The organism is Micromonospora sp. CNZ296 (assembly GCF_007827635.1).
Genome location: NZ_VISW01000001.1, coordinates 411,545 through 434,012, shown reverse-complemented (window position 1 = coordinate 434,012; position 22,468 = coordinate 411,545). Strand labels below are relative to the sequence as shown.

The following is a 22,468-nucleotide window of genomic DNA, read 5'->3' as shown; positions in this document are numbered from 1 at the left end:
GACCCTTCAGTCCTCGGCGGCGCGGCGGCGCGCCTCCCGCAGCTTCATGGCGTGCTCCAGCAGCGTGATCAGCACCTCCTTGGCCGACTCCCGCTTGCGCGCGTCGCACAGCACCACCGGTACGCCCGGGTCCAGGTCGAGCGCGGCCTGCACCTCGTCGAGACGGAACGTCTTGGCGCCCTCGAAGCAGTTCACCGCCACCACGAAGGGCGTACCGCGTCCCTCGAAGTAGTCGATCGACGGGAAGCAGTCGGCCAGCCGGCGGGTGTCGGCGAGCACCACCGCACCGAGCGCGCCGAGTGCCAGCTCGTCCCAGACGAACCAGAACCGGTCCTGCCCGGGCGTGCCGAACAGGTAGAGCACCAGGTCGTCGCTGATGGTGATGCGGCCGAAGTCCATCGCCACGGTGGTGGTCGACTTCTCCTCGATGCCGGACAGGTCGTCGATGCCGATCCCGGTCTCGGTCAGCACCTCCTCGGTCCGCAGGGGCCGGGTCTCGCTGACCGCGCCGACCATCGTGGTCTTGCCGACGCCGAACCCGCCCGCGATCAGGATCTTGATCGCGGTGGGCAGCGGCGCGGCGCCCGCCGGCCGCTCAGAGCGCCCGTAGTCCATTGATTACCGCCTCGAAAACGTGCTCGTCGGGAAGGCCGGCGGTGGTCGCGCGCGGCTCGCGTACCTGTACCAGGCTGCGGGCGGCCAGGTCTCCGAGGAGGACCCGGACCGTGCCCACCGGCAGGTCGAGATGGGCGGCGATCTCGGCCACGGAGAGGATCCGCTGGCAGAGGCCGACGATCGCCACGTGCTCCGGGCCCAGCCCGGACTCCGACCCGACATCCGTGCGGGTCGAGGTGACCAGCGAGATCAGGTCGAACGTGCCGGTCACCGGGCGGGCCCGGCCTCCGGTCACCGCGTACGGGCGCACCACCGGGCCGGCGTGGTCGTCCACCCACTCCTGCTCCGCGGAGTCCCCCCGGCCGGTCATCGTGCCGCGTTCTCGCCGAGGGGCTGTTCCCGGGTCGGTGACGCGACGAACCGGCCGACCCGGGTGACGAGCATGGCCATCTCGTACGCGATCAGGCCGACGTCCGCGTCCTCCGAGGCCAGCACCGCCAGGCAGGCGTTGCGCCCGGCCGCGGTGACGAACAGGAAGGAGGACTGCATCTCGATGATGGTCTGCTGTACGTGCCCGCCACCGAACCGCTTGCCCGCGCCGCGGGCCAGGCTCTGGATGCCGGCCGCCATGGCCGCCAGGTGCTCGCCGTCGTCCCGGCTCAATCCGCGGGACGAGGCCATCAACAGTCCGTCGGTGGAGAGCGCCACGGCGTGCTCCGCCTGCTTGACCCGGCCGACCAGGTCATCCAGCAGCCACGTCAGATCCGCGCTCGAAGCCGTCTTCTGCGCCACTCGTCGTCCTCATCTTCCCGGCTTGTGTGCCGTCAACTTCCGGTTTCCGTCGCGTCGACGTCCCGGTCAGGTAACCTGCTCGTCCGCGTCGGCCGGCCCGCCGCCGGCCCCCTGGGCTCCACCGAGCAATCGCGCGGCATCGGTACGGCCGCGTCGGGTACCGCTCTGGTAGGAGCTCATCATCCGGCGCACCTGCTCCGGTGCACGCGCCGTGTCGTCGTCGGCGGCGTCGTCCTCCGCCTCGGTCTGGTCGTGCCGCAGCTCCGGCGCGAGGCTGGCCTGGCGTACCCGGACCGGCAGTCCCGCGTCGGTGACCGGCGCGGTCTCCGGCTCCGTCGCCGGCGACGCGTCAGGCTCGTCGGTCGTGGCGGCGGGCCGCCGCTCCACCACCGCCAGCTCCGTGGTGGGCCCCACCACCCCGGGCTGCCGCTTGCGGGTACGCGCGGGCAGCCCGGAGGGGGTCAGCCGGGGTGCCCGCGCCACCGGCTCCGGCGCCTGCGGGGCGGGCTCGGCCGGCTGGTCCGGTTCGGTGTCGCCGTCCGGGCCGGACGGGGTCGCCGGCCCGTCGCCGTCGCGCGTGCTCCGCGCCGGATCCGGTGCGGGCGCCGCCGGCAGGGCCGTCCCGGGGGCGGGCAGGGCGTCGGCCGCGTCGGCGCCGTCGGCGGTGATCAGTTCACGCGGGATCAGCACCACCGCCGTCGTCCCGCCGTACGCGGACTCCTTGAGCTGCACCTTGACGCCGTGCCGCTCGGTGAGCCGGCTGACCACGAACAGGCCGAGCCGCGCGGCGTCGGCCAGGTTCAGCTCGGACCGGTCGACGATGCGCGCGTTGGCGGCGGCCAGCTCGTCGGCGCTCATGCCGAGGCCGCGGTCCTCGATCTCGATGGCGAAGCCGTTGGCCACGAGCTGGCCGCGGACCTCCACGGTGGTCTGCGGCGGCGAGAAGGAGAGTCCGTTCTCGATCAGCTCGGCCAGCAGGTGGATGACGTCACCGACGGCGCGGCCGGTGAGCGCCACCTCGCCCAGCGGGCGCACGGTGACCCGCGTGTAGTCCTCGACCTCGGCGACGGCGCCGCGGACCACGTCGACCATGGGGACGTTGCGCCGCCAGGCCCGGCCCGGAGTCGAGCCGGAGAGCACGATCAGGTTCTCCGCGTTGCGCCGCATCCGGGTCGCCAGGTGGTCGACCCGGAACAGGTCCTCCAGCTCCTCGGCGTCGTGTTCCCGCCGTTCCATCGCGTCCAGCAGCGTGAGCTGCCGGTGCACGAGCGCCTGGGTGCGCCGGGCCAGGCTGAGGAACACGTCGCGTACGCTGCGGCGCAGCTCGGCCTGCTCGACGGCGGTGCGGACGGCGGTCTCCTGGACGACGTTGAACGCCTTGCCCACCTGGCCGATCTCGTCGTCGCCGAACTGCAACGGCGGCGCCTCGCGGGCGACGTCCACCTCCTCGCCGCGGCCCAGTCGTTCCACCACGCTCGGCAGGCGTTCGTGCGCCAGCTTGAAGGCGGCCTCGCGCAGCCGTTCGAGCTGGCGGACGAGCGCCCGTGCCGTGGTGATCGAGACGACCACGGACGCGATGACGGCGATCAGGCCGAGACCGGCGGCGAGCACCAGCCGCACGATGACGCCGATCGCGACCGGCATGGCCCGGGACACGATGTCCTCACCGCCGGCGAGGATCACCTCCCGCAGGTCGGCCATCGCCTTCTCGGCGGCGGCCTGCCACGCCGCAGCGCTCACCGGCGGGCGCACCTCGGCGCCCTTGGCCGCGAGCACCTGGTCCTGGAGCGTGCGGAGCTGCTGGAACGCGTCGCCCTCGACCATCCGTTCGAAGCGGGCGCGGTCGCTCGGGGCGAGTTCCCGGGAGGTGCGGTCGGCGAGGAACCACTGCGCGCCGACCAGGCGGGCGAACGCGGTCTGCTCGCCGACGGTGATCCGGTTGGCCGCGATCGCGCCGGTGATCAGCGCGTCCTGTTGGGACAGCAGCTCCCGGGACCGGTTGAGGTCGATGAGCGCGGCGGTGTCCTCGGCGATCTCGTCGTCGTCGAGGCCGCCGAGGGCGTCGAACACCGCGAAGATCCCGTCGACCGCCTCGTCGTACGCGATGAGCGTGGTGGTCCGGTCGATGGTCTTGCGGCTGACGTCGGCGCGTACCTGGCCGAGCTGGTCCAGCTCGGTCTTCAGCTCGTCGAGCCGGCTCATCAGTTCTTCGCTGGCCGGGATCTCGGTGCGCCAGTCCCGCACCGAGCGCCACAGCGCGCCGGCGGTCTCGTCGGTACGGGCGCGCTGGGCCTCCAGCTCCTGCAGCCGGCCCGGGTCGGACTCGCCGAGGTAGCGCAGCGACAGCCGGCGCTCGGCCTGCAACTCCTGCAGCAGCGGGTCGCTCGGCTCGAAGACGCGCGCGTTGAGCGTCTGCACGCCGAGCAGGTTGAATCCGTCCCGTACGGTCACCCACGCGGCGAACGCCCAGAGCGCGGTCAGCGACGCCAGCAGCGCGATGATCTTCGTACGGAGATTCGTACTGCGGGAACCCATCACACCGTCCTGGCCCGGTCTTCGGTCGGTCCGAAATCCGATCGACTCCGGCGCACGCTAGCAGCCGTCGGGAACCTCATTCAAGCGATCCTGATCATGGTAGGTGCGGCCCCGGTCCGGGTCGCCCCGGCACGGCCGGAGGCCGCCAGCACCGCGGCGCGCACGATCCGCGTCGGGCGGTAGAGGTCCTTGTCGTGCCATAGTGCCGGTTCACCGTCGCATCCGTCCAGCTCGGACAGTCGACGGCGCCCCCGCGCCAGCGCCGACGTGATCCGGGAGTCGCCGGACCGGCCCGCGTCGGCCAGGGCGAGCACCGCGTACGCGGTCTCCTCGGCGGTGCCGTCCCACCGTCCCCAGGAGCCGTCCGGGCGCTGCGTGTCCAGCAGCCAGGCCACCCCCCGCTCGACCGCGACGCGCGCCGCGCCGTCCGGCGCGTGGTCGGCGAGCGCCAGCAGCACCCCGTAGGTGGCGTAGTACGGCGAGGCGTGCCAGCGGTCCTCCCACCGCCCGTCCGGCTCCTGCCGGTCCAGCAGCCACTCGGTGACCCGGCGGCGGGCGCCGGTGACGCCGGGCGCGCTCGGTTGCTCGCCGAGCGCGTCGAGCACGTGCGCGTTCGTGGTCAGCGACGCCCCGTCCTCCCCCGGCCAGGTGCAGAAGTGCCGTCCGGTGTCGAACCCGGCCAGCGGCGCGACGCCAGGCGCACGGCCCAGCCGGGCCAGCGCGTAGAGCGTGACCGCCGTGGTGTCGGCGTCGGCGGGCAGGCCGGGCGCGGTGGCCGCACCGGCCGGTCCGACAGCGGCGCGCAGCTCGGTCAGCACCGGCTCGGGCGCGCCGACCGGCACGCCGGCCCGAACCAGGATGCCGAGCACCCAGGCCCGTTCGAAGACGGTGATCGGGCTGGCGCAGGGCACCGGGCCGGGCCGGGCGACAGCGTTCAGGTAGTCCAGTGCCGGTCCGGGCTCCGGACCGCCCAGCCAGGCGGCGGTCGCGGCGGGTGAGGCGCCGACCGCGCCGCTGGCCGAGGGACGCACCCCGGGCGCGCGGTACGCCAGCTCGCCCGCCACCTCCAGCGCGTGCGCCAGCTTCTCCGGTACCGGCCTCCCGGTGGCGAGCAGTCCGCGTACCCGGGTCAGCCGGGCCGCGTCGAGACCGGCCGGCAGCGGCAGACGGGGCCGGCCGGCCCACTCGGCCAGCCCGGGTGGCGGACCGGCCGGCCCGTCGAGATGCCGGTCCACAGCGGTCAGCAGCGCCGGCACGATCAGGTCGGTGGCCGGCAGGTCCGGCGGGGCGCCGGCGCGCAGCGCGCCGGTCAGGTACGCCAGCCCTCGGTGCGCGGCGGCGGCGGGCGCGGCGGCCGGGCCGTCGCGGTGCAGCACGGTCAGCAGCGCCTCGATCGCGCTCAGCGTCGGCACCAGCGCGTACCCGCCGGCACCGCCCCAGCCGCCGTCCGGACGCTGCCGGTCCAGCAGCCAGGCCACGCGCCGGTCGTGGCCGTCGAGCCAGGGCGCGAGCGCGACCAGCCGTCCGGTCTCGTAGACCGACGGCGACGTCTGCCCCTCCGGTTCACCGCCGAGCGCCGTGATCAGGTCGTGCGTGGTCCCGGACCGGGTGGCGGGCACCGATCCGGCGGTGAGCGTCACCGCACGCCCCAGAAGTCGGTGTTCCGGTAGAAGCCGGTGGTGAAGCCGAGCTGCCGGGACAGGAAGTCGGCCTCCCGCGGCACCTCGCCGGCCAGCTTCGCCAGCAGGACGCGGCAGTGGTCGACCTGCTCGGCGAAGCGCCGCTCGACCTCGGCCGGGTCGTCGACCAGCAGCAGCGCGTTGAGGTCGCCGGACTCGGCGTCGCGGCGGTGGGTGCCGAGGTCGTTGACCAGGCGCAGGGCCCGCTGGACCTCGTCGCCGACCTGGATCAGCCGCTCCAGCGTGCCGGCGTCGGACACCGATCCGGTGTGGATCCAGTGCGCCACGTTCACCACTGTGGCGGCGAGGTTGTCGGCGTTGGCCAGATAGTCGTCGAGGGTGGGGCGGCCGGTGCGCCGCCAGTCCCACTCGCGGGCCATCGCGTCGAGCGTGCGTGCCATTGTGTCCCGCCAGTGGCCGCGCAGCGCCGGATAGGCGGGCGCGGCGGCGACGTCGTCCCGCAACTCGGCGAGGAACCGGCCCAGCGGGTCGCCCGAGGCGGCGCCGTCGAGCACGTCCAGGCAGACGCCGGTGATCCGGTCGACCTCGGCCCGGCTGGTGGCCTGGTGGTCGACCAGCCAGTCGACGGCGAAGCCCCAGAGGACCGCGCGGTTGGTCACCGCGAGTTCGGCGGCGGTGTGCCAGGGGGCGCTGAACGCCATCGCCTGCGCGATGCTGCTGAACAGCGTCGCGTCGAACGGGTCGCCGGGGAACAGCTCGGGGTGCGCGGCGGCGGCCCTGCGCAGGCCGCGCTGGCCCTGCGCGGCGAGCGCGCAGACCCGGCCCTGCTCCGCGGCGACCGCAAGCGGATCGGGTGTCGGCCCGTCGGTCATGCCGGCTCCGTCCGCCCGGCGGCGACGAGCGTCAGCTCGACGCGTTCGCGCGGCCGCAGGGCCGCGGCCAGCCGCAGTCCGGGTACGCCGGGGCGGTGCAGCCGGAACCGGTAGCGGCTGAGCATGGTGGCGAGGATGAGCTGGGCCTCCAGGTAGAACAGGTACATGCCGAGGCACTGGTGCGGGCCGCCGCCGAACGGGAAGTGGGCGTACCGGTGCCGGGCCCGGACCCGCTCGGGGCGGAACCGTTCCGGGTCGAACTCGTCCGGACGGTCCCAGAACTGCCGCATCCGCTGGGTGATCAGCGGGCTGACGGCCATCGTGGCGCCGGGCTCGATCGGCACGCCGTCGATGACGTCCTCGGCGACCGCGCGGCGCGGGATGATCCACCCGATCGGGTAGAGCCGCAGCAACTCGTCGAGCACCATCCGGGTGTACGTGAGGCGGCTCAGGTGCTCGCGGCGTACCGGCTCGCCGCCGACCACCTCGTCGATCTCGGCGTAGAGCCGCTCGGCCACCTCGGGGTGCTGGTCCAGGTGCGGCCAGGCCCAGGTCAGCACGTTGATGGTGGTCTCCGTGGTGGCGGCGAACATCGCCACTGTGTCGTTGCGGACCTGCCGCTCGTCGAGCTGCCGCCCGTCGTCGGTGCGGGCCTGCCAGAGCGTCGAGATGACGTCGTCGCCCTGGTCGGCGGACTCGCGTGTCTCGCGGACGATCGGCACCAGCACGTCGTCGACGATGCGGACGGCGCGGGCGAACGTGCGGTCCCCCGGCATCGGCAGGGACAGAGGCGCGAACGGCACGATGATCCGGGGGATGACGGCGGTGGCGATCCGGTCCTGCGCCTCGATCACGCGCATCGCGTCCGGCACCGAGATCCGGTCGGCGAAGAGCACCTTCATGATCGCCCGGCTGACGATCCGCGCCTGCTCCACGCCGATGTCGACCGGCTGCCCGGCGCGGGCCGGCTCGTCCAGCTCCTCCACCGCGTCGCGGATCGCGTCGGCCATCCCGTCGACCAGCGCCTCGACCCGCTTGGCGGTGAACATCGGCTGGAGCATCCGGCGGCTGGCCGACCAGATCTGCCCCTCGCCGAGGATCCCCTCGCCGAACAGCCGCTTGACCGGGCGCCAGAACAGTCCGTCACCGGCCCGTTCGTAGTTGTCCGCCCGGTCGCGCAGGACGTGCTGCACGTGCTTGGGGTGGGTGACCAGGTAGGGGCGGAACGAGCCGAGGTTGAGCCGGACCAGGTCGCCTTCGGTACGGTTACCGATGTCGATGAGGGCCCGGGCGGGGTCGCGGAGCACCGCCGGCAGGATCTGCCGCAGCGGCACGGTTCGGGGTCGGCCGGTGGGCCTCGGTGTGTCCGTCGGTTCGGGCACCTGAACGCTCCCTCGGTTGACTCAGGGTCGCGACTCCGTATCGACCCGTGACGTTGCTCGCGAGCATGCCATCCTGAGCCGCAGATCAAAAGGCAGGTCGGAGGATATTTCACGTAGCAACAATCTCTTTGTCGAGAATGGAGCCGGTGGGATATGCGTCACTCGCGTACACAGTGGCCGTTGCGGAGAGCGAGCAACGCTCACCTCCGGCGGACGGCGGCAGAACGCGGGCGCGGGCCCGTCCGCTGTGCCAAGCTTCGGGCATGGACGACAAGACCATCCTCAGCCGGATCTCGGAACTCGTCGACGAGGAGCACCGGCTGCGTGCCGACGCGCAGCAGCACGAGGCCGGCACCGACGACGAGGCGCGGGAGCGGCTGCGCGCGCTGGAGGAGTCCCTGGACCAGTGCTGGGACCTGCTGCGCCGCCGGCGGGCCGCCCGCCAGGCGCACGGCGACCCGGACGCCCAGGGCGAGCGCCCGGTGCCGGAGGTCGAGCGCTACCTCCAGTGACCCGGACCGGCGGGCGTCCCGGGCGGTCTCCCGCCCGGGACGCCCGCCGGGTCAGCGGATGCCCGCCTCCCGCAGCAGCGCCTCGGTCAGCGCCATCGGGTCGGTCACCGTCGCGGGCATCCCGCGGGCGGTGAACCAGGCGGCCACCACCCGCACGTCGCGGGCCAGGAATTCGGCCCCCTGCGGGTTGGCCACCACGTCGACCACCTGCGGCAGGTCGATCATCACCAGCCGGCCCGCGTGCACCAGCAGGTTGTACGGCGACAGGTCGCCGTGTGCGTACCCGGCCCGGGCGAGCACAGTCAGCGCCTCCACGAGCTGGTCCCACAGGTCGCGCAGCTCGTCGTCGTCGGGCCGGACCTGGGCCAGCCGCGGCGCGGCCTCCCCCGCCTCGGCGTCGCCGACGAACTCCAGCATCAGCTCGGTGCCGAGCAGCTGCACCGGGTAGGGCACGGCGATCCGCCCGGAGGCGGCCCCGATCTCCCAGAGCTGGGACAACGCGGCGAACTCGGCCGCCGCCCACTGCCCGGCGATCATCTGCCGGCCGAACGCGGTACGGCCGGTCATCGCCCGCATCTCACGGGACCGGCGTACCCGGCGGCCCTCCAGATAACCGGCGTCCCGGTGGAACAGCCGGTGCTGGGCGTCGCGGTACCGCTTGACCGCCAGCAGGCACGCGCGGTCGGTGCCCGGCACGGCGCGGCGGACCAGGTGGACGTCCGCCTCCTTGCCGGTCTTGAGCACCCCGAGCTCGGTGTCCCGGGCGGCCAGTTCGGTGACCAGCCACTCCGGGTGCGGCTCGGGGCCGTGGACGGCCTGGTCCCAGGAGGACCAGGCGTCCTCCGCCTCGGGCTCGGCGTCCGGGTCGGTGAGGGTCGGCGGGGTGTGCCGCCCCCGCTTCAGGAAGTCGGGTTCGTCGTCGTCGAAGCGGCTCTTGCCGCGGCCACGGCGCTGCGGCGCCGGGATGTCGTGATCGCGCACGGGTGGATCTGTCCTTCGATCGAGGCTGGTGGAGGCAGGTGGTACGACCCTGCGAAAACGGCCATGACCGACCCCCTCTCCTCGACCGGGCACACCCCGGCTGCGCACTCGCGCGGCACCATGCTCGTACCCCGCCCGGGGCAGGTCAACGGATTTTCCGCGCCGCCGCCCGGGCCGCCGTGTCGCCGCGCCTCGTCGCTGCGCCTCGTCGCGCGCGGTCAGCCGGCCAGGACGGCCGCGACGGCCGCGATCAGCCCGTCCTCGATCCGGGTGGGCGCGAACCTCGGGTCGGACCAGCGGCGTCCCCGGTGCAGCCAGACGCTGGGCAGGCCCACCGCCGTCGCGCCGCCGATGTCCGCCTCCGGGCTGTCGCCGACCACCCACGCGCCGCGCAGCGGCATCCGGGCCCGCTGGGCGGCGAGCGCGAAGATCCTCGGGTTCGGCTTGCTGACGCCCGCCTCCTCGGAGATCACCCAGTCGGCGACGTACCGGTCCAGGCCGGTCTTGCGGATCTTGGCGTCCTGTTGACGGGACGCGCCGTTGGTGACCACCACCGGCACCCAGCCGGCGTCGGCCGCGATCCGCAGCGCGCAGGCCACCAGCGGATCGAGCCGCATGTGGGCCACCACGCCGTCGTGCAGCTCGTCGACCAGGTCGATCGAGGGGATGCGCAGCGCGTACCGGTCGCGGATCGCATCCGCCACGTCCCACCTGTTGGTCAGCCCGTCCGCGTCCACGGACACCAGCCAGTCGAGGTCGGCCCGGGGCGCGCCGATGCCGTCCAGGAAGCGTTCTCCCCAGGCGCGGAACGGCCCGTCGCGGTCCAGCAGGGTGTTGTCCAGATCGAGCAGGAGCAACGGCACCTGGGCACCCTACGGGAACGGCTGGAGCACCGACAGGGCCGAGGGCCCCGCCACGGCGATCAGGCGACGAGGACGGCGCGATCCGCCCCGGCGTCGAGCGGGCGGTCCAGCAGCATCGTGTGCGCCGCGCGGGTGGCGGCCAGCGCGTCCGGGTCGAGCGTGGCCACCAGCACGTCCTCGCCGGTGTCGGCGCCCCGGGCCAGCGGCCGGCCCTCCGGGTCGTACACCGCCGCGCCGCCGTTGAACCGCCACGGATCGGTGCCGCCGACCGAGTTGGCGAACACCACGTACATCGTGTTGTCCAGCGCCCGGGCGGCGTAGTAGAGGTCGCGGCGGTGCGCCGAGCCGGCCAGGTAGCCACTCGGGCAGAGGTAGCCGTGTGCGCCGTCGCCGGCGGCGGCCCGCGCGTGCTCCGGGAAACAGCCGTCGTAGCAGACGCCCAGACCCAGCCGCCACGTGTCGACCTCGATCGTGGCGCCCCGGCGTCCGGCGTCGAACAGCTCCCGCTCGCCGCTCCAGAGCTGCTGCTTGTCGTACGCGGCGGTGACAGTGCCGGCCGGGTCCACGACGAGCGAGGAGATGGTGCGCCGCCGGTCGGGGTGGCGGACGGCGGCGCCGATCACCACTGCCGCGCCCGCGTCGGCGGCGGCGGAGCGCAGCGGGTCCAGCCGGGCGTCGGTCACCCGGCCGTCGGCGTCGGCAGCCACGTCCGTGGCGTCCGGATCGGCGCCGAGGGTCGGCGGGTGGTACGCCGGCAGGAACAGCTCGGGCAGCACCACGACGCGGGCGCCCTCGGCCCGGGCGACGAGGCGGGCGGCGGCACCGGCGTTGCCGGCGACGTCGCCGGGGACCGGCTGGGCCTGGACGGCGGCGACGGTGAGCGGGCGCGCGGGAGGGGCGGTCACCCGCCGATCGTAACCACCGGACGGCGAAGATGATCAAGCGTCGGAGCATCTCAAGCCGTACGTACGGTTTGCATCGGCCGGTTCCACCTGCGACGATCCGTTCGTGCCCAGAGTAAGTCAGGACCAGCTCGACGCGCGCCGGCAGGAGATCCTCGCGGCGGCGCGGGCGTGTTTCGCCCGGCACGGCTACGAGGGCGCCACCGTGCGGCGGCTGGAGGAGGCCACCGGCCTGTCCCGGGGCGCGATCTTCCACCACTTCCGGGACAAGGACTCCCTCTTCCTCGCCGTGGCCGAGGACGACGCCGCCGCGATGGTGGAGACGGTGGCCCGCAACGGCCTCGTGCAGGTCATGCGCGACCTGCTGGCCCGGGCCGTCTCGCCGGACACCACCGGCTGGCTCGGCAGCCAGCTGGAGGTCTCCCGCCGGCTGCGCACCGACCCCGCCTTCGCCAAGCGCTGGGCGGAGCGTTCCGAGGCCATCGCCGGGGCCACCCGGGAGCGCCTGCTGCGCCAGCGCGAAGCCGGCGTGCTCCGCGACGACGTGCCGATCGACGTGCTGGCCCAGTTCCTGGAGCTGGCCTACGACGGGCTGGTGCTGCACCTGGCGATGGGCCGTCCGGCCGGCGACCTGGCCCGGGTGCTCGACCTGGTCGAGGAGGCCGTCCGCCGGCACTGAACCGGCGCCGGTCTCGGTCCGGTAACTACCCCGCTCCAGGAGATCGACTCTGGCGCGCCTGCTCCACAATGAGCCGCGACCCCTCCGCGCGACAGGAGCAGACGATGACCCCTTCCGACACCTGGGGCATCCCCGGCCCCGTCTTCCTGCGCTGGTACCTGCTGCTCGCCGTCGTCCTGGTGGTCGGCGCGATCGTCTACCGGCGGCGGATGCTGGCGGGCACGGCGGTGACCGCGTACGGCGACCTGGGTCCGCAGCAGGTCGCGTACCTCAACGGTGGTGACCAGCTCGCCGTCTGGGCCGCGCTCGGCGGGCTGCGCCACTCCGGCGCGGTCGGCGTACGACCGGACCGGCGGCTCACCACGGGCGGCCCGCTGCCGGCCGGGGCCACCCCGCTGGACCAGGCGGTCCACCACGCGGCGAGCCGGGGTCTGCGTACCCGGGAACTGGCCGCCGACGAGTGGGTCCGGCGCGCGCTCGACGACCTGCGCGACGGCCTGGTACGCCGGGGCCTGGCACTGGACCAGGAGCGGCGCCGGACGCTGCGGCGCGGCGCGCTGCTGGTCGGAGCCCTGCTGGCGATCGGCATCGTGCGCGCGATCTCCGGGCTGCTCAACGACCGGCCCACCGGCTGGCTGCTGCTCAGCCTGTTCCCGCTCGGCCTGGCGTTCGTGCTGCTCAACCGCGTGCCCTGGCGGACCCGGGCGGCCACCGCCGCGCTGAACGACATGCGCCGCCGGCACGCCTGGCTGCGGCCGGCCGCCGGACCCGCGTACTCCACGTACGGCGCGACGGACGTGGCGCTGGGCGTGGCGCTGTTCGGCACCGCCACGCTCTGGACCATGGATCCGGGCTTCGCGGAGCAGGCCGAGATCCAGCGGCAGGCGATGGGCAACGCGGGTGGCGCCAGCTCCGGCACCTCGTGCGGCGGCGGGGCGACCGCCGGCGGCGGCTCCTGCGGGGGCGGCAGCTCGTGCGGCGGGGGTGGTGGCTGCGGCGGGGGCGGCGGGTGCGGCGGATGAGCGGCCCGTCCGGCGTCGGCATCGGCTGGCGCCCCGAGATCGCCGGTTTCGTCGCCGGGCTGCCGGGGCTGCGCTTCGTCGAGGTGGTCGCGGAGGCGGTCGCCCCGGCCGGGCCGCTCCCGGACGGGCTCGCCGAGCTGCGCGGACGCGGCGTCGACGTCGTACCCCACGGGGTGCGGCTGTCCCTCGGCGGCGCCGAGCCGGTCGACCCGGCGCGGGTGGCGCACCTGGCCGGGGTGGCCGCGGCCCTGGACGCGCCGCTGGTGAGCGAGCACATCGCGTTCGTGCGGGCCGGCGGCCTGGAGGCCGGTCACCTGCTGCCGCTGCCGCGCAGCCGCGAGGCGGTCGCCGCGGTGGTGGCGAACGTCCGGCGGACGCAGGCGGAGCTGCCGGTGCCGCTGGCCCTGGAACCGATCGCGGCGCTGTTCGACTGGCCGGACGACGAGCTGGACGAGGCGGACTTCCTCACCGAGATCCTCGACGCCACCGACGCGCTGCTGCTGCTCGACATCGCGAACGTGCACGCCAACGCCCGCAACCGGGGCGGCGATCCGGCCGCGCTGCTGGACCGGCTGCCGTTGGAACGCATCGCCTACGTGCACGTCGCGGGCGGCGCCGAGCACGGCGGCTTCTACCACGACACGCACACCGATCCGGTGCCCGAGGCCGTGCTGGACCTGGTCCGCGAGCTGTGCGCCCGGCGCCGGCCGCCCGCACTGCTGCTGGAACGCGACGGGCACTACCCGCCCGCCGCCGAGCTGCGCGGCGAGCTGGACGCGCTGGCCGCCGCGTCCGGCCACCCGGTGGTCACGTGAGCGGTGACCTGGCGGCCCGGCAGGCCGAGCTGGTCGCCGCGCTCGTCGCCGGTGGACCGCTGCCGCCCGGCTTCGCCCCGGCCCCGGTCGAGGCGGCCCGCCGGGCGCTGCTGCGCAAGCGGGCCGGGGACGTGGCCCGGCACTGGCCGCTGGTCGCCGCCGGCCTCGGACCGGACTGGCCGGCCGCGTTCACCACGTGGGCCGACGGCCGTCCCACGAACGGGTCGCTGCGCGACGGCTGGGACCTGGCCCGCGACCTGCGCGACCGGGACGCGCTGCCGCCGCTGGGCACGGAGGAGCTGGCCGTGCGCGAGGCCGCAAGCCGCTACGACGGCCGCCGCCCGCCCCGGCCACGCCGGCTGCCGGCACTCGCCCGCGTCGGCGGCGCCGTCGCGGTCCAGGTCGCCGGCCGGGTACGCCTGGTGCGGCCCGCCCCGCGCTGACAGGCACCCGCCGGTACGGCAGGATCGGTGCATGGATCTCGGACTCGCCGACCGGGTGTACGTGCTCACCGGCGCCTCCGGCGGCCTCGGCTTCGCCACCGCCGAACACCTCGTCGCCGACGGTGCCCGGGTGGTCATCTCCGCGCGTACCCCGGAACGGGTGGCCGCCGCGATCGAGGCGCTCGGCGACCCGCAGCGGGCGATCGGGCTGACCGCCGACCTCGCCGACCCCGCCACCCCGGAACGGCTCGTCGCCGCCGCCCGCGAACACTTCGGCCGCCTCGACGGCGCGCTGATCTCGGTCGGCGGCCCGCCGCCCGGCACCGCCGCCACCGTCACCGACGAGCAGTGGCGGGAGTCGTTCGAGACCGTCTTCCTGGGCAGCGTCCGGCTCGCCCGTACGGTGGCCGGAGCGCTCACCGACGGCGGCGCGATCGGGCTGGTGCTGTCCACCTCGGTACGCGGACCGCTACCAGGCCTCGGCATCTCCAACGGCCTGCGGCCGGGTCTGGCAGGCGTGGCCAAGGACATGGCCGACGAGTTCGGCCCGCGCGGCGTCCGCGTGGTCAGCCTGCTGCCGGGACGGATCATGACCGACCGCAACCGGGAGCTGCTTGCCGGTTCCGGCGATCCCGAGCGGGCCCGCGCGCAGGCCGAGGCGGCGATCCCGCTCGGGCGCATCGGCGACCCGGCGGAGTTCGGCAGGGTGGCCGCGTTCCTGCTCTCCCCCGCCGCCGGGTACGTCACCGGGATCACCGTTCCGGTCGACGGCGGCGCGCTGCGCGGGCTGTGACGGTGGCTGCGGTGGTCGGGCTTCCCGCGGCGGGCCGGTCACCCGGGACGGTGGGCCGGTGAGCGATCGACGGCGGCCGGCCGGTGGGCGGCCCGAGGCCGCGCCCGGACCGGGCACGCCCGCCCGCCGCCACCCCCGGCCCAGCCGCGAGCAGCTCGCCGCGGCGGCCGACCGGCTGCTGCCCGACGTGATCGCGCCCGGCCTCGACGTGCTGTTCGTCGGCATCAACCCGGGCCTGTGGTCGGCGGCCACCGGCTGGCACTTCGCCCGCCCGGGCAACCGGTTCTGGCCCGCCCTGCACCGGGGCGGCTTCACACCACGCCTGCTGCACCCCAGCGAACAGGACACGCTTCCGGCGCTGGGCCTCGGGATCACCAACATGGTGGCCCGGGCCAGCGCCCGCGCCGACGAACTGACCGCCGGCGAACTCGTCGACGGCGCCGCCACGCTCACCGCGAAGGTCGAGCGCTACCGGCCGCGCTGGGTGGCTGTGGTCGGTGTGACCGCGTACCGGATCGGGTTCGCCCGGCCGAAGGCCGGTTTCGGGCCGCAGCCGGAGACGCTCGCGGCGGCCCGGCTCTGGGTGCTGCCCAACCCGAGCGGCCTGAACGCCCACTTCACGCCGGAGACGCTCGGCGCCGCGTTCGCCGAGCTGCGCGCCGCGGTCACCGCGGGCTAGTTGGCGGCCGCCGGGGGCATGGCCTCGTGGGCGACGTAGGTGCCCATCGGCACCGTGGTCACCACCGGCTCGGGCTGCTCGGCCTCGGTGTGGGGCGCCGGCGGCGAGTCGGTGACCGCGAACTGGGTGCGGTACAGCTCGGCGTACAGGCCGCCGACCGCCACCAGCTCGTCGTGCCGGCCACGCTCCACGATCCGGCCCTCGTCGAGCACGAGGATCTGGTCGGCGTCGCGCACTGTGGAGAGCCGGTGCGCGATCACCAGCGCGGTACGCCCGGTCAGCGCCACGGACAACGCCCGCTGCACCGCGGCCTCGCTCTCCGAGTCCAGGTGGGCGGTGGCTTCGTCGAGGATCACGATCGACGGGGCCTTGAGCAGCAGCCGGGCGATGGCGATGCGCTGCTTCTCGCCGCCGGAGAAGCGGTAGCCCCGCTCGCCGACCGTCGTGTCGAGCCCGTCCGGCAGCGCCCGGACCAGGTCGGCGACCTGCGCGCCGGCCAGCGCCGCCCAGATCTCGTCGTCGGTGGCGTCGGGCTTGGCGTAGCGCAGGTTCTCCCGGATCGTCTCGTGGAACAGGTGCGAGTCCTGGGTGACCACGCCGATCTCGTCGCGCAGCGAGGCGAGCGTCGCGTCCCGCACGTCGACGCCACCGACCAGCACCTGACCGTCGCTGACGTCGTAGATCCGGGAGATCAGCATGGACAGCGTCGACTTGCCCGCCCCGGAGGGGCCGACCAGGGCCACCATCTGCCCCGGCTCGACGGCAAACGAGACGCCCCTGAGCACCGGCTCGTTCACCGTGCGGTCGAGGGTCGAGACCTCCTCCAGGGAGGCTAGCGACACCTCGGCGGCGCTCGGGTAGCGGAAGCGCACGTCGCGGAACTCGACCCGGCCGTTGCCGCGCGGCACCGGCACCGCGTCGGGCTTCTCGGCGATGGACGGGCGCAGGTCGAGCACCTCGAAGACCCGGTCGAAGGAGACGAGCGCGCTCATCACGTCGACCCGGACGTTGGACAGCGCGGTCAGCGGGCCGTAGAGCCGGGTCAGCAGCAACGCGAGCTTGACGACGGTGCCGGCGCTGACCGCCCCGGTGACCGCCAGCCAGCCGCCCACGCCGTACGTCAGCGCCTGGGCCAGCGACGCGACGAGCAGCATCGCGACGAAGAACGTCCGCGAGTACATCGCGGACTGGATGCCGATGTCGCGTACGCGCTCGGCCCGGCGGGCGAACCGGTCGGCCTCCACCTCCGGCGCGCCGAACAGCTTGACCAGGAGCGCGCCCGCGACGCCGAACCGCTCGGTCATCGTGGCGTTCATCTTGGCGTCGAGGTTGTACGACTCGCGGGTGATCTCGGCCAGCCGCCGGCCGACCCGGCGGGCCGGGATGATGAAGATCGGCAGCAGCACCAGCGCCATCACGGTGATCTGCCAGGACAGCACGAGCATCGCCCCGGCGGTGAGCACGAGCTGGATGACGTTGCTGACCACGCCGGACAGCGTCGAGGTGAACGCGCGCTGGGCGCCGAGCACGTCGTTGTTGAGCCGGCTGACCAGGGCGCCGGTCTGGGTGCGGGTGAAGAACTGCAACGGCATCCGCTGGACGTGGTCGTACACCCGGGTGCGCAGGTCGAGGATGATGCCCTCGCCGATGCGGGCCGAATACCACCGCTGGACCAGGGAGAACAGCGCGTCGGCCACGGCGAGCGCGGCGATGATCAGGGCGAGCCGGACCACTGTCGAGCGGGCGTCCGGGCCGCCCCCGGCGATCGCGTCGATGACGTCGCCGGCGAGCAGCGGCGTGGCCACGCCGATCACAGCGGCGACGATCACGGTGATCAGGAAGACGACGATGTCGCGCCGGTAGGGCCGGGCGAACGCGACGATCCGCCGGGCGGTGCCGCGCTTGAGCTCGTGGGCGGAGACCTCGTCACGGTTACGCAGCGACCGGAGCATGCTCCAGCCGCCCATGCCGCCGCCGGCCATCGGGTGGGACACTCGTCACCTCCGGGTCGTCGGGGCAGCATGAACCGTCGGAGTCCATTCTCCCGACGCCTGTGACAACCTCGCGAGTAACCCGGATCTTCCCGAACGGTCCTTACGAAATCGCCGTACCGGCTATTCGCCCCGCCCGGCCAGGTCCCGGATCCGCCGGGTCTGCGCCTCGCGCTCGGCGCGCTGCTGCTCGGCGTGCGAGCGCACGGCCGCGCCCGCGAGCAGCGCCTTGATCTCGATGATCGCGTCCCGGTTGTTGGCGAGCAGCCCGGCGGAGAGATCACGCACCGCGCCGTCCAGCTCGTCGTTCGGCACCACGAGCGTGGCCAGACCGATCCGGTCCGCCTCGGCGGCGTCCATCCGCCGGCCGGTGGCGCAGATCTCCAGCGCCCGGGAGTAGCCGACCAGCTCGACCAGGCGGCGCGTGCCGGCCAGGTCGGGAACCAGGCCGAGGGTCACCTCGGCCATCGAGAGCTTCGCGTCGGCGGCGAGCACCCGCATGTCGCAGGCCAGCGCCAGCTGGAAGCCGGCGCCGATGGCGTGGCCCTGAACCGCGGCGATCGACACCACGTCCGGCCGGTGCAGCCAGGTGAAACCGTCCTGATAGCCGGCGATCCGGTCGGCGCACTCCGCCTCCGGCATCGCGGCCAGCTCGGCGAAGGAGCCCGGCCCGGTCGCACCGGCGACCGCCAGGTCCAGGCCCGCGGAGAAGGCGCGCCCCTCTCCGCGTACGACGACGACGCGTACGTCGCCGGGCAGGTCGCGGGAGAAGTCGCTCATCGCGCGCCACATCGCCGGGGTCTGGGCGTTGAGCACGTCGGGCCGGCACAACGTCACCGTCGCGACCGGCCCGTCGCAGTCGAAGCGCACTCCGGTCGTCTCGGCGGTCACCGGACACCCCGGAACGCGCTGATGGACGACGCTGGGGGGCGGGTCACGCCTTCTTCCGGCGCCGGGCGCCGCCGCGCTGCCGCAGCTGCACCCCGGACTCGGTGAGCACCCGGTGGATGAACCCGTAGGAACGGCCGGTCGAGGCCGCCAGAGCACGGATGCTCTCTCCGCCGGTGTACCGCTTTACCAGGTCTTTGGCGAGCGTCTGACGCTCGGCCCCGACGATCCGGCGACCCTTCTCAGTGCTGGTGGCTGTGCCGGTGGCTGCCATGCTGATTCCTCACGTCCCAGACTGTGCGGTTCGGATACGGTCCCACCTATTAGACCGCCTCGGACGATCATGCGCCAGATATCAACTATTCGCCAACCGACACGCTACGCAATGTCAGCTTCCCGATAGAGTGATCCTTCCGGCCGGCTGATCCGTACCGGCCCGCCGGACGAACCCGCCGGACGAACCCGTCGGCGCCACTTCGGCGAAGTGGCGGCATCGCCGCGCTCCGGACACCTCCAGTTCGGCGAGCTGGTGTGGATCATGCGGATGACGGGTGCGCGGGGGCCGTATCGTGCCCGGGGTGTTCGACGTGATCACGGCCGCGGCGGGTGCGGCCGGCGTGTTCGCCGCCACCAACCTCGACGACATCGTCGTGCTCACCGTGCTGTTCGTGGCGGCCCGGCACAACGGCCGGCCCCGGCCCTGGCAGATCGTCGCCGGGCAGTACGCGGGCATCGGCGCGCTCGTCGCGGTCGCGGTGGTGGCCGCCGCCGGGCTGCTCGTGGTGCCGGATCCGTGGCCCGGCCTGCTCGGGTTGCTGCCGGTCGCGCTCGGCGTCCGCGCGCTGCTGACCCGGCGCGACGACGACGAACCGCCGGCGGTGGTCGGCAGCCTGCTCGGCGTCGCCGGGGTGACGATCGCGAACGGCGCCGACAACATCGCCGTCTACGTGCCGGTGTTCCGCGCCCTCGACCCGGTCACCGGGCTGATCTGGCTGCTGGTGTTCGCCGTGCTGGTGGCCGTGTGGTGCGCGGTCGCCGCCGCGCTCGGCGGGCACCCCCGGGTGGTGGCGCTGGTCGGCCGCGCCGGCCACTGGCTGGTCCCGGCGATCTTCATCGCCATCGGCGCGACCATCCTGCTCACCTCCGGCGTCCTCCCCCACCTGGCCGCCCTCCTGCCCTGACCGCCCGCCCCACCCGCCCCACCCCGTCGATCATGAAGTTGACGGCGATCTGGATCTCCAGAAGTGCCGTCAACTTCATGATCGACCGGCAAGAAAGGGGGTGGGGGGTCAGGCCAGCTCCACCAGCTCCAGCAGGTCGTCGGACCAGGCGTCCTCGTCGCCGTCGGGCAGCAGGATGGCGCGGTCCGGCTTGAGCGCGGTGACCGCGCCCGGGTCGTGCGTGACCAGCACGATCGCACCCGGGTAGCGGGCGATCGCGTCGAGCACCTGCTCGCGGCTGACCGGGTCGAGGTTGTTCGTCGGCTCATCCAGCAGCAGCACGTTGGCACCGGAGCAGACCAGCGTGGCCAGCGCCAGCCGGGTCTTCTCGCCGCCGGAGAGCACACCGGCCGGCTTGTCCACGTCCTCGCCGGAGAACAGGAACGCGCCGAGGATCTTGCGCAGGTCGGTGTCGGTCTGGTCGGACGCGGCGCTGCGCATGTGCTCCAGGATCGTCCGGTCCACGTCGAGCGTCTCGTGCTCCTGGGCGTAGTAGCCCAGCCGCAGCCCGTGCCCGGGGCGTACCTCGCCGGTGTCCGGCTCCAGCAGCCCGCCGAGCATCCGCAGCAGCGTGGTCTTGCCGGCGCCGTTGAGGCCGAGGATGGCCACCCGGGAACCCCGGTCCACAGCCACGTTCACGTCGGTGAAGATCTCCAGCGACCCGTACGACTTCGACAGGCCGTTCGCGGTCAGCGGCGTCTTGCCGCACGGCGCGGGGCTCGGGAACCGTACCTTCGCGACCTTGTCCGCGACGCGGACCTCGTCCAGGCCGGAGAGCAGGCGCTCGGCGCGCCGGGCCATGTTCTGCGCGGCGACGGTCTTGGTGGCCTTGGCCCGCATCTTGTCCGCCTGCGCCATCAGCGCGCCGGCCTTCTTCTCGGCGTTGGCCCGCTCCCGGCGGCGGCGCCGCTCGTCGGTCTCCCGCGCCTCCAGGTACGCCTTCCAGCCCAGGTTGTACGTGTCGACCACGGACCGGGTGGCGTCCAGGAACCAGACCTTGTTGACCACCGCCTCCAGCAGCGAGGCGTCGTGGGAGATCACGATCAGGCCGCCCTTGTGGTTGGCGAGGAAGCCGCGCAGCCAGGTGATCGAGTCGGCGTCGAGGTGGTTCGTGGGCTCGTCGAGCAGCAGGATGCCGCCGCCGTTCTCGCCGGCGTCGCGGAACAGGATCCGGGCCAGCTCGATGCGGCGGCGCTGACCGCCGGAGAGCGTGCCGATGGTCTGCGCCAGGGCGCGGTCGGGCAGGCCGAGGTTGGCGCAGATCCGGGCCGCCTCGGCCTCGGCCGCGTAGCCGCCGAGCGAGGCGAACTGGTCCTCCAGCGCGCCGTAGCGGCGGACCAGCCGCTCGTCGTCGGCGCCCTCGGCGAGCTTGTCCTCCAGCTCCTTCATCTGCGCCATGAGCACGTCCAGGCCACGGGCGGAGAGCACCCGGTCCCGGCCGGTGACGTCCAGGTCACCGGTACGTGGGTCCTGCGGCAGGTAGCCGATGGCGCTGCGCCGGTCGATCTGGCCGCCGTACGGCTGTCCCTCCCCGGCGAGCACCTTGAGCGTGGTGGTCTTGCCGGCGCCGTTGCGGCCGACCAGGCCGATCCGGTCCCCCGGCTGCACCCGCAGGGTGGTGTCGGACAGCAGGATCCGGGAACCGGCGCGCAGTTCCAGGCCGGTGGCAGTGATCATCTCGGAGTACTCGCTCTCGGGTCCGGAAGGGCTGACTCAGGGCACGCGAAAGCGCCGGCGGGTGGTGATTTCCCGTCGGCGCGGGGCCGTTCAGCCTTCGCAGCGCAGCACGGGGGCAAGTGTACCGGGCTCCGCGGGGCCACTCCCCCGGATTACCGTGCAAGATCATCGGGTACGGAAACCGCCGTCCGGACCCGGTCCGGTACCGCAACCACCACATACGGACACATCGGTGATCGGGGTCAACATGGAGCTGAACGAGAACGCGCGGGTCGACACCAGCCAGGTGGACGACCGGCGAGGGTCCGGCGGGGGCGGCGGGATGGGCATTCCGATCCCGATCGGCGGCGGCCGGGGCGGGATCGTGGGCATCATCATCGCCGTGCTCGTCGCCCTGGTGGGCGGCGGGTTCGGCCTCAACGCCGCCACCAACGGCGGCGGTTCCGAGCAGGGCGACAACACCTCGCTGGAGCAGAAGTGCTCGGCGCAGGACGCGCTGAAGCAGCTCGACTGCCGCAACGCGCTCTACGTCAACTCGATCCAGGCGTACTGGCGTACCGCCATGCCGGAGGCGTTCGGCGAGCAGTACCGGCCGTCGAAGACGGTGTTCTTCAGCCAGAACGTGAGCACCGCCTGCGGCGCTGCCGACTCGGGCGTGGGCCCGTTCTACTGCCCGGCCGACGACCTGGTCTACATCGACCTCAGCTTCTACAAGCTGCTCGCCGATCAGCTCGGCGCGGAGGGCGAGTTCGCCCAGCCGTACGTGCTGGCCCACGAGTACGGCCACCACGTGCAGGACCTGCTCGGCACCGAGGCGCAGATGCGCCGCCAGCAGCAGCGCGACCCGCAGAGCGCGAACGCGCTCTCGGTCAAGCTGGAACTCCAGGCCGACTGCTACGCCGGGGCCTGGGCGAAGAACGCCACCGGCACCGCCGACGACAAGGGGCAGAAGATCTTCACCAGCATCACCGAGCAGGACATCTCGCAGGCCATCGACACCGCCGAGAAGATCGGCGACGACGCGATCCAGCAGCGGTCCGGCCGGCCGGTGAACCCGGACGAGTTCACCCACGGCAGCTCGGAGCAGCGCAAGCAGTGGTTCACCAAGGGCTTCACCACCGGCGACCCGAAGTCCTGCGACACCTTCGGTTCGGGGGCCTGAGCCGC

23 protein-coding genes are annotated in these 22,468 nt (G+C 73.8%); 9 read left to right on the top strand and 14 right to left on the bottom strand.

From position 1 onward, the window contains the following. Window positions 1–6 precede the first annotated feature (6 nt). From FB455_RS01980 to FB455_RS01950, 7 genes are all read right to left on the bottom strand, one after another. Complete coding sequence (locus FB455_RS01980) at window positions 7–615, bottom strand: GTP-binding protein (RefSeq protein WP_013287415.1); 609 nt, start codon at window positions 613–615, stop codon at window positions 7–9. Then, on the bottom strand, window positions 596–985 hold the full coding sequence (locus tag FB455_RS01975; protein ID WP_013287416.1) for a DUF742 domain-containing protein: 390 nt from the start codon (window positions 983–985) through the stop codon (window positions 596–598). Before FB455_RS01975 ends, FB455_RS01980 begins: the two co-directional genes overlap by 20 nt. Further along, window positions 982–1,407 carry a roadblock/LC7 domain-containing protein gene (locus FB455_RS01970; RefSeq protein WP_013287417.1) on the bottom strand — a complete coding sequence of 142 codons (426 nt, stop codon included), beginning with the start codon at window positions 1,405–1,407 and terminating at the stop codon, window positions 982–984. The genes FB455_RS01975 and FB455_RS01970 overlap by 4 nt, the downstream gene beginning before the upstream one ends. A gap of 66 nt (window positions 1,408–1,473) precedes the next feature. Beyond that, complete coding sequence (locus FB455_RS01965) at window positions 1,474–3,942, bottom strand: sensor histidine kinase (protein ID WP_145751942.1); 2,469 nt, start codon at window positions 3,940–3,942, stop codon at window positions 1,474–1,476. Between the two features lie 80 nt (window positions 3,943–4,022). Beyond that, complete coding sequence (locus FB455_RS01960; protein ID WP_145751939.1) at window positions 4,023–5,582, bottom strand: prenyltransferase/squalene oxidase repeat-containing protein; 1,560 nt, start codon at window positions 5,580–5,582, stop codon at window positions 4,023–4,025. Beyond that, window positions 5,579–6,454: a terpene synthase family protein gene (locus FB455_RS01955; protein ID WP_145751937.1), complete on the bottom strand. Its 876-nt coding sequence runs from the start codon at window positions 6,452–6,454 to the stop codon at window positions 5,579–5,581. The genes FB455_RS01960 and FB455_RS01955 overlap by 4 nt, the downstream gene beginning before the upstream one ends. Beyond that, window positions 6,451–7,788, bottom strand: coding sequence for a cytochrome P450 (locus tag FB455_RS01950; protein ID WP_030274215.1), 1,338 nt, complete (start codon window positions 7,786–7,788; stop codon window positions 6,451–6,453). The genes FB455_RS01955 and FB455_RS01950 overlap by 4 nt, the downstream gene beginning before the upstream one ends. 311 nt (window positions 7,789–8,099) lie before the next feature. Here FB455_RS01950 and FB455_RS01945 point away from each other — a divergent pair, with 311 nt between their 5' ends. Beyond that, complete coding sequence (locus tag FB455_RS01945) at window positions 8,100–8,348, top strand: DUF2630 family protein (RefSeq protein ID WP_013287422.1); 249 nt, start codon at window positions 8,100–8,102, stop codon at window positions 8,346–8,348. Window positions 8,349–8,399: 51 nt separating this feature from the next. On the opposite strand, the gene FB455_RS01940 is transcribed toward FB455_RS01945, so the two are convergent. The 3 genes from FB455_RS01940 to FB455_RS01930 form a co-directional block, all read right to left on the bottom strand. Further along, window positions 8,400–9,329 (bottom strand): serine protein kinase RIO, encoded by a 930-nt coding sequence (locus FB455_RS01940; protein ID WP_123111141.1) that lies wholly within the window; start codon window positions 9,327–9,329, stop codon window positions 8,400–8,402. A 218-nt stretch (window positions 9,330–9,547) separates the two neighbouring features. Further along, a complete protein-coding gene (locus FB455_RS01935; RefSeq protein WP_013287424.1) occupies window positions 9,548–10,192 on the bottom strand; it encodes an HAD family hydrolase in 645 nt (214 codons plus the stop codon). A gap of 59 nt (window positions 10,193–10,251) precedes the next feature. Then, window positions 10,252–11,097, bottom strand: a complete 846-nt coding sequence (locus tag FB455_RS01930) for a carbon-nitrogen hydrolase family protein (protein ID WP_030274210.1) — start codon at window positions 11,095–11,097, stop codon at window positions 10,252–10,254. 103 nt (window positions 11,098–11,200) lie between these two features. Here FB455_RS01930 and FB455_RS01925 point away from each other — a divergent pair, with 103 nt between their 5' ends. The 6 genes from FB455_RS01925 (at window position 11,201) to mug (ending at window position 15,525) form a co-directional block, all read left to right on the top strand. Beyond that, window positions 11,201–11,773 (top strand): TetR/AcrR family transcriptional regulator, encoded by a 573-nt coding sequence (locus tag FB455_RS01925; RefSeq protein WP_013287426.1) that lies wholly within the window; start codon window positions 11,201–11,203, stop codon window positions 11,771–11,773. A 104-nt stretch (window positions 11,774–11,877) separates the two neighbouring features. Beyond that, complete coding sequence (locus tag FB455_RS01920; RefSeq protein ID WP_030274208.1) at window positions 11,878–12,795, top strand: TIGR04222 domain-containing membrane protein; 918 nt, start codon at window positions 11,878–11,880, stop codon at window positions 12,793–12,795. Beyond that, entirely contained in the window at window positions 12,792–13,610 is an 819-nt protein-coding gene (locus FB455_RS01915) for an MbnB/TglH/ChrH family RiPP precursor modification enzyme (RefSeq protein WP_030274206.1), read from the top strand. Before FB455_RS01920 ends, FB455_RS01915 begins: the two co-directional genes overlap by 4 nt. Beyond that, a complete protein-coding gene (locus tag FB455_RS01910; protein WP_013287429.1) occupies window positions 13,607–14,053 on the top strand; it encodes an SCO6045 C-terminal-like domain-containing protein in 447 nt (148 codons plus the stop codon). The genes FB455_RS01915 and FB455_RS01910 overlap by 4 nt, the downstream gene beginning before the upstream one ends. A gap of 31 nt (window positions 14,054–14,084) precedes the next feature. Then, a complete protein-coding gene (locus FB455_RS01905) occupies window positions 14,085–14,846 on the top strand; it encodes an SDR family oxidoreductase (protein ID WP_030274204.1) in 762 nt (253 codons plus the stop codon). Between the two features lie 58 nt (window positions 14,847–14,904). Continuing rightward, window positions 14,905–15,525: a G/U mismatch-specific DNA glycosylase gene (mug, locus tag FB455_RS01900; protein ID WP_145751934.1), complete on the top strand. Its 621-nt coding sequence runs from the start codon at window positions 14,905–14,907 to the stop codon at window positions 15,523–15,525. On the opposite strand, the gene FB455_RS01895 is transcribed toward mug, so the two are convergent. The 3 genes from FB455_RS01895 to FB455_RS01885 form a co-directional block, all read right to left on the bottom strand. Continuing rightward, window positions 15,522–17,507 (bottom strand): ABC transporter ATP-binding protein, encoded by a 1,986-nt coding sequence (locus FB455_RS01895; RefSeq protein WP_145752143.1) that lies wholly within the window; start codon window positions 17,505–17,507, stop codon window positions 15,522–15,524. The two genes, mug and FB455_RS01895, sit on opposite strands and share 4 nt — an antisense overlap. Before the next feature lie 132 nt (window positions 17,508–17,639). After that, window positions 17,640–18,407 (bottom strand): enoyl-CoA hydratase/isomerase family protein, encoded by a 768-nt coding sequence (locus tag FB455_RS01890; RefSeq protein ID WP_013287433.1) that lies wholly within the window; start codon window positions 18,405–18,407, stop codon window positions 17,640–17,642. A gap of 43 nt (window positions 18,408–18,450) precedes the next feature. Next, a complete protein-coding gene (locus tag FB455_RS01885; RefSeq protein WP_007072022.1) occupies window positions 18,451–18,678 on the bottom strand; it encodes a helix-turn-helix domain-containing protein in 228 nt (75 codons plus the stop codon). Between the two features lie 304 nt (window positions 18,679–18,982). On the opposite strand from FB455_RS01885, the gene FB455_RS01880 reads away from it, so the two are divergent. Continuing rightward, entirely contained in the window at window positions 18,983–19,585 is a 603-nt protein-coding gene (locus tag FB455_RS01880; RefSeq protein WP_230650820.1) for a cadmium resistance transporter, read from the top strand. A 108-nt stretch (window positions 19,586–19,693) separates the two neighbouring features. Here FB455_RS01880 and FB455_RS01875 read toward each other — a convergent pair whose 3' ends face one another. After that, on the bottom strand, window positions 19,694–21,301 hold the full coding sequence (locus FB455_RS01875) for an ABC-F family ATP-binding cassette domain-containing protein (RefSeq protein WP_013287435.1): 1,608 nt from the start codon (window positions 21,299–21,301) through the stop codon (window positions 19,694–19,696). Between the two features lie 247 nt (window positions 21,302–21,548). On the opposite strand from FB455_RS01875, the gene ypfJ reads away from it, so the two are divergent. Continuing rightward, window positions 21,549–22,463: a KPN_02809 family neutral zinc metallopeptidase gene (gene ypfJ, locus FB455_RS01870; RefSeq protein ID WP_013287436.1), complete on the top strand. Its 915-nt coding sequence runs from the start codon at window positions 21,549–21,551 to the stop codon at window positions 22,461–22,463. Window positions 22,464–22,468: the final 5 nt, after the last annotated feature.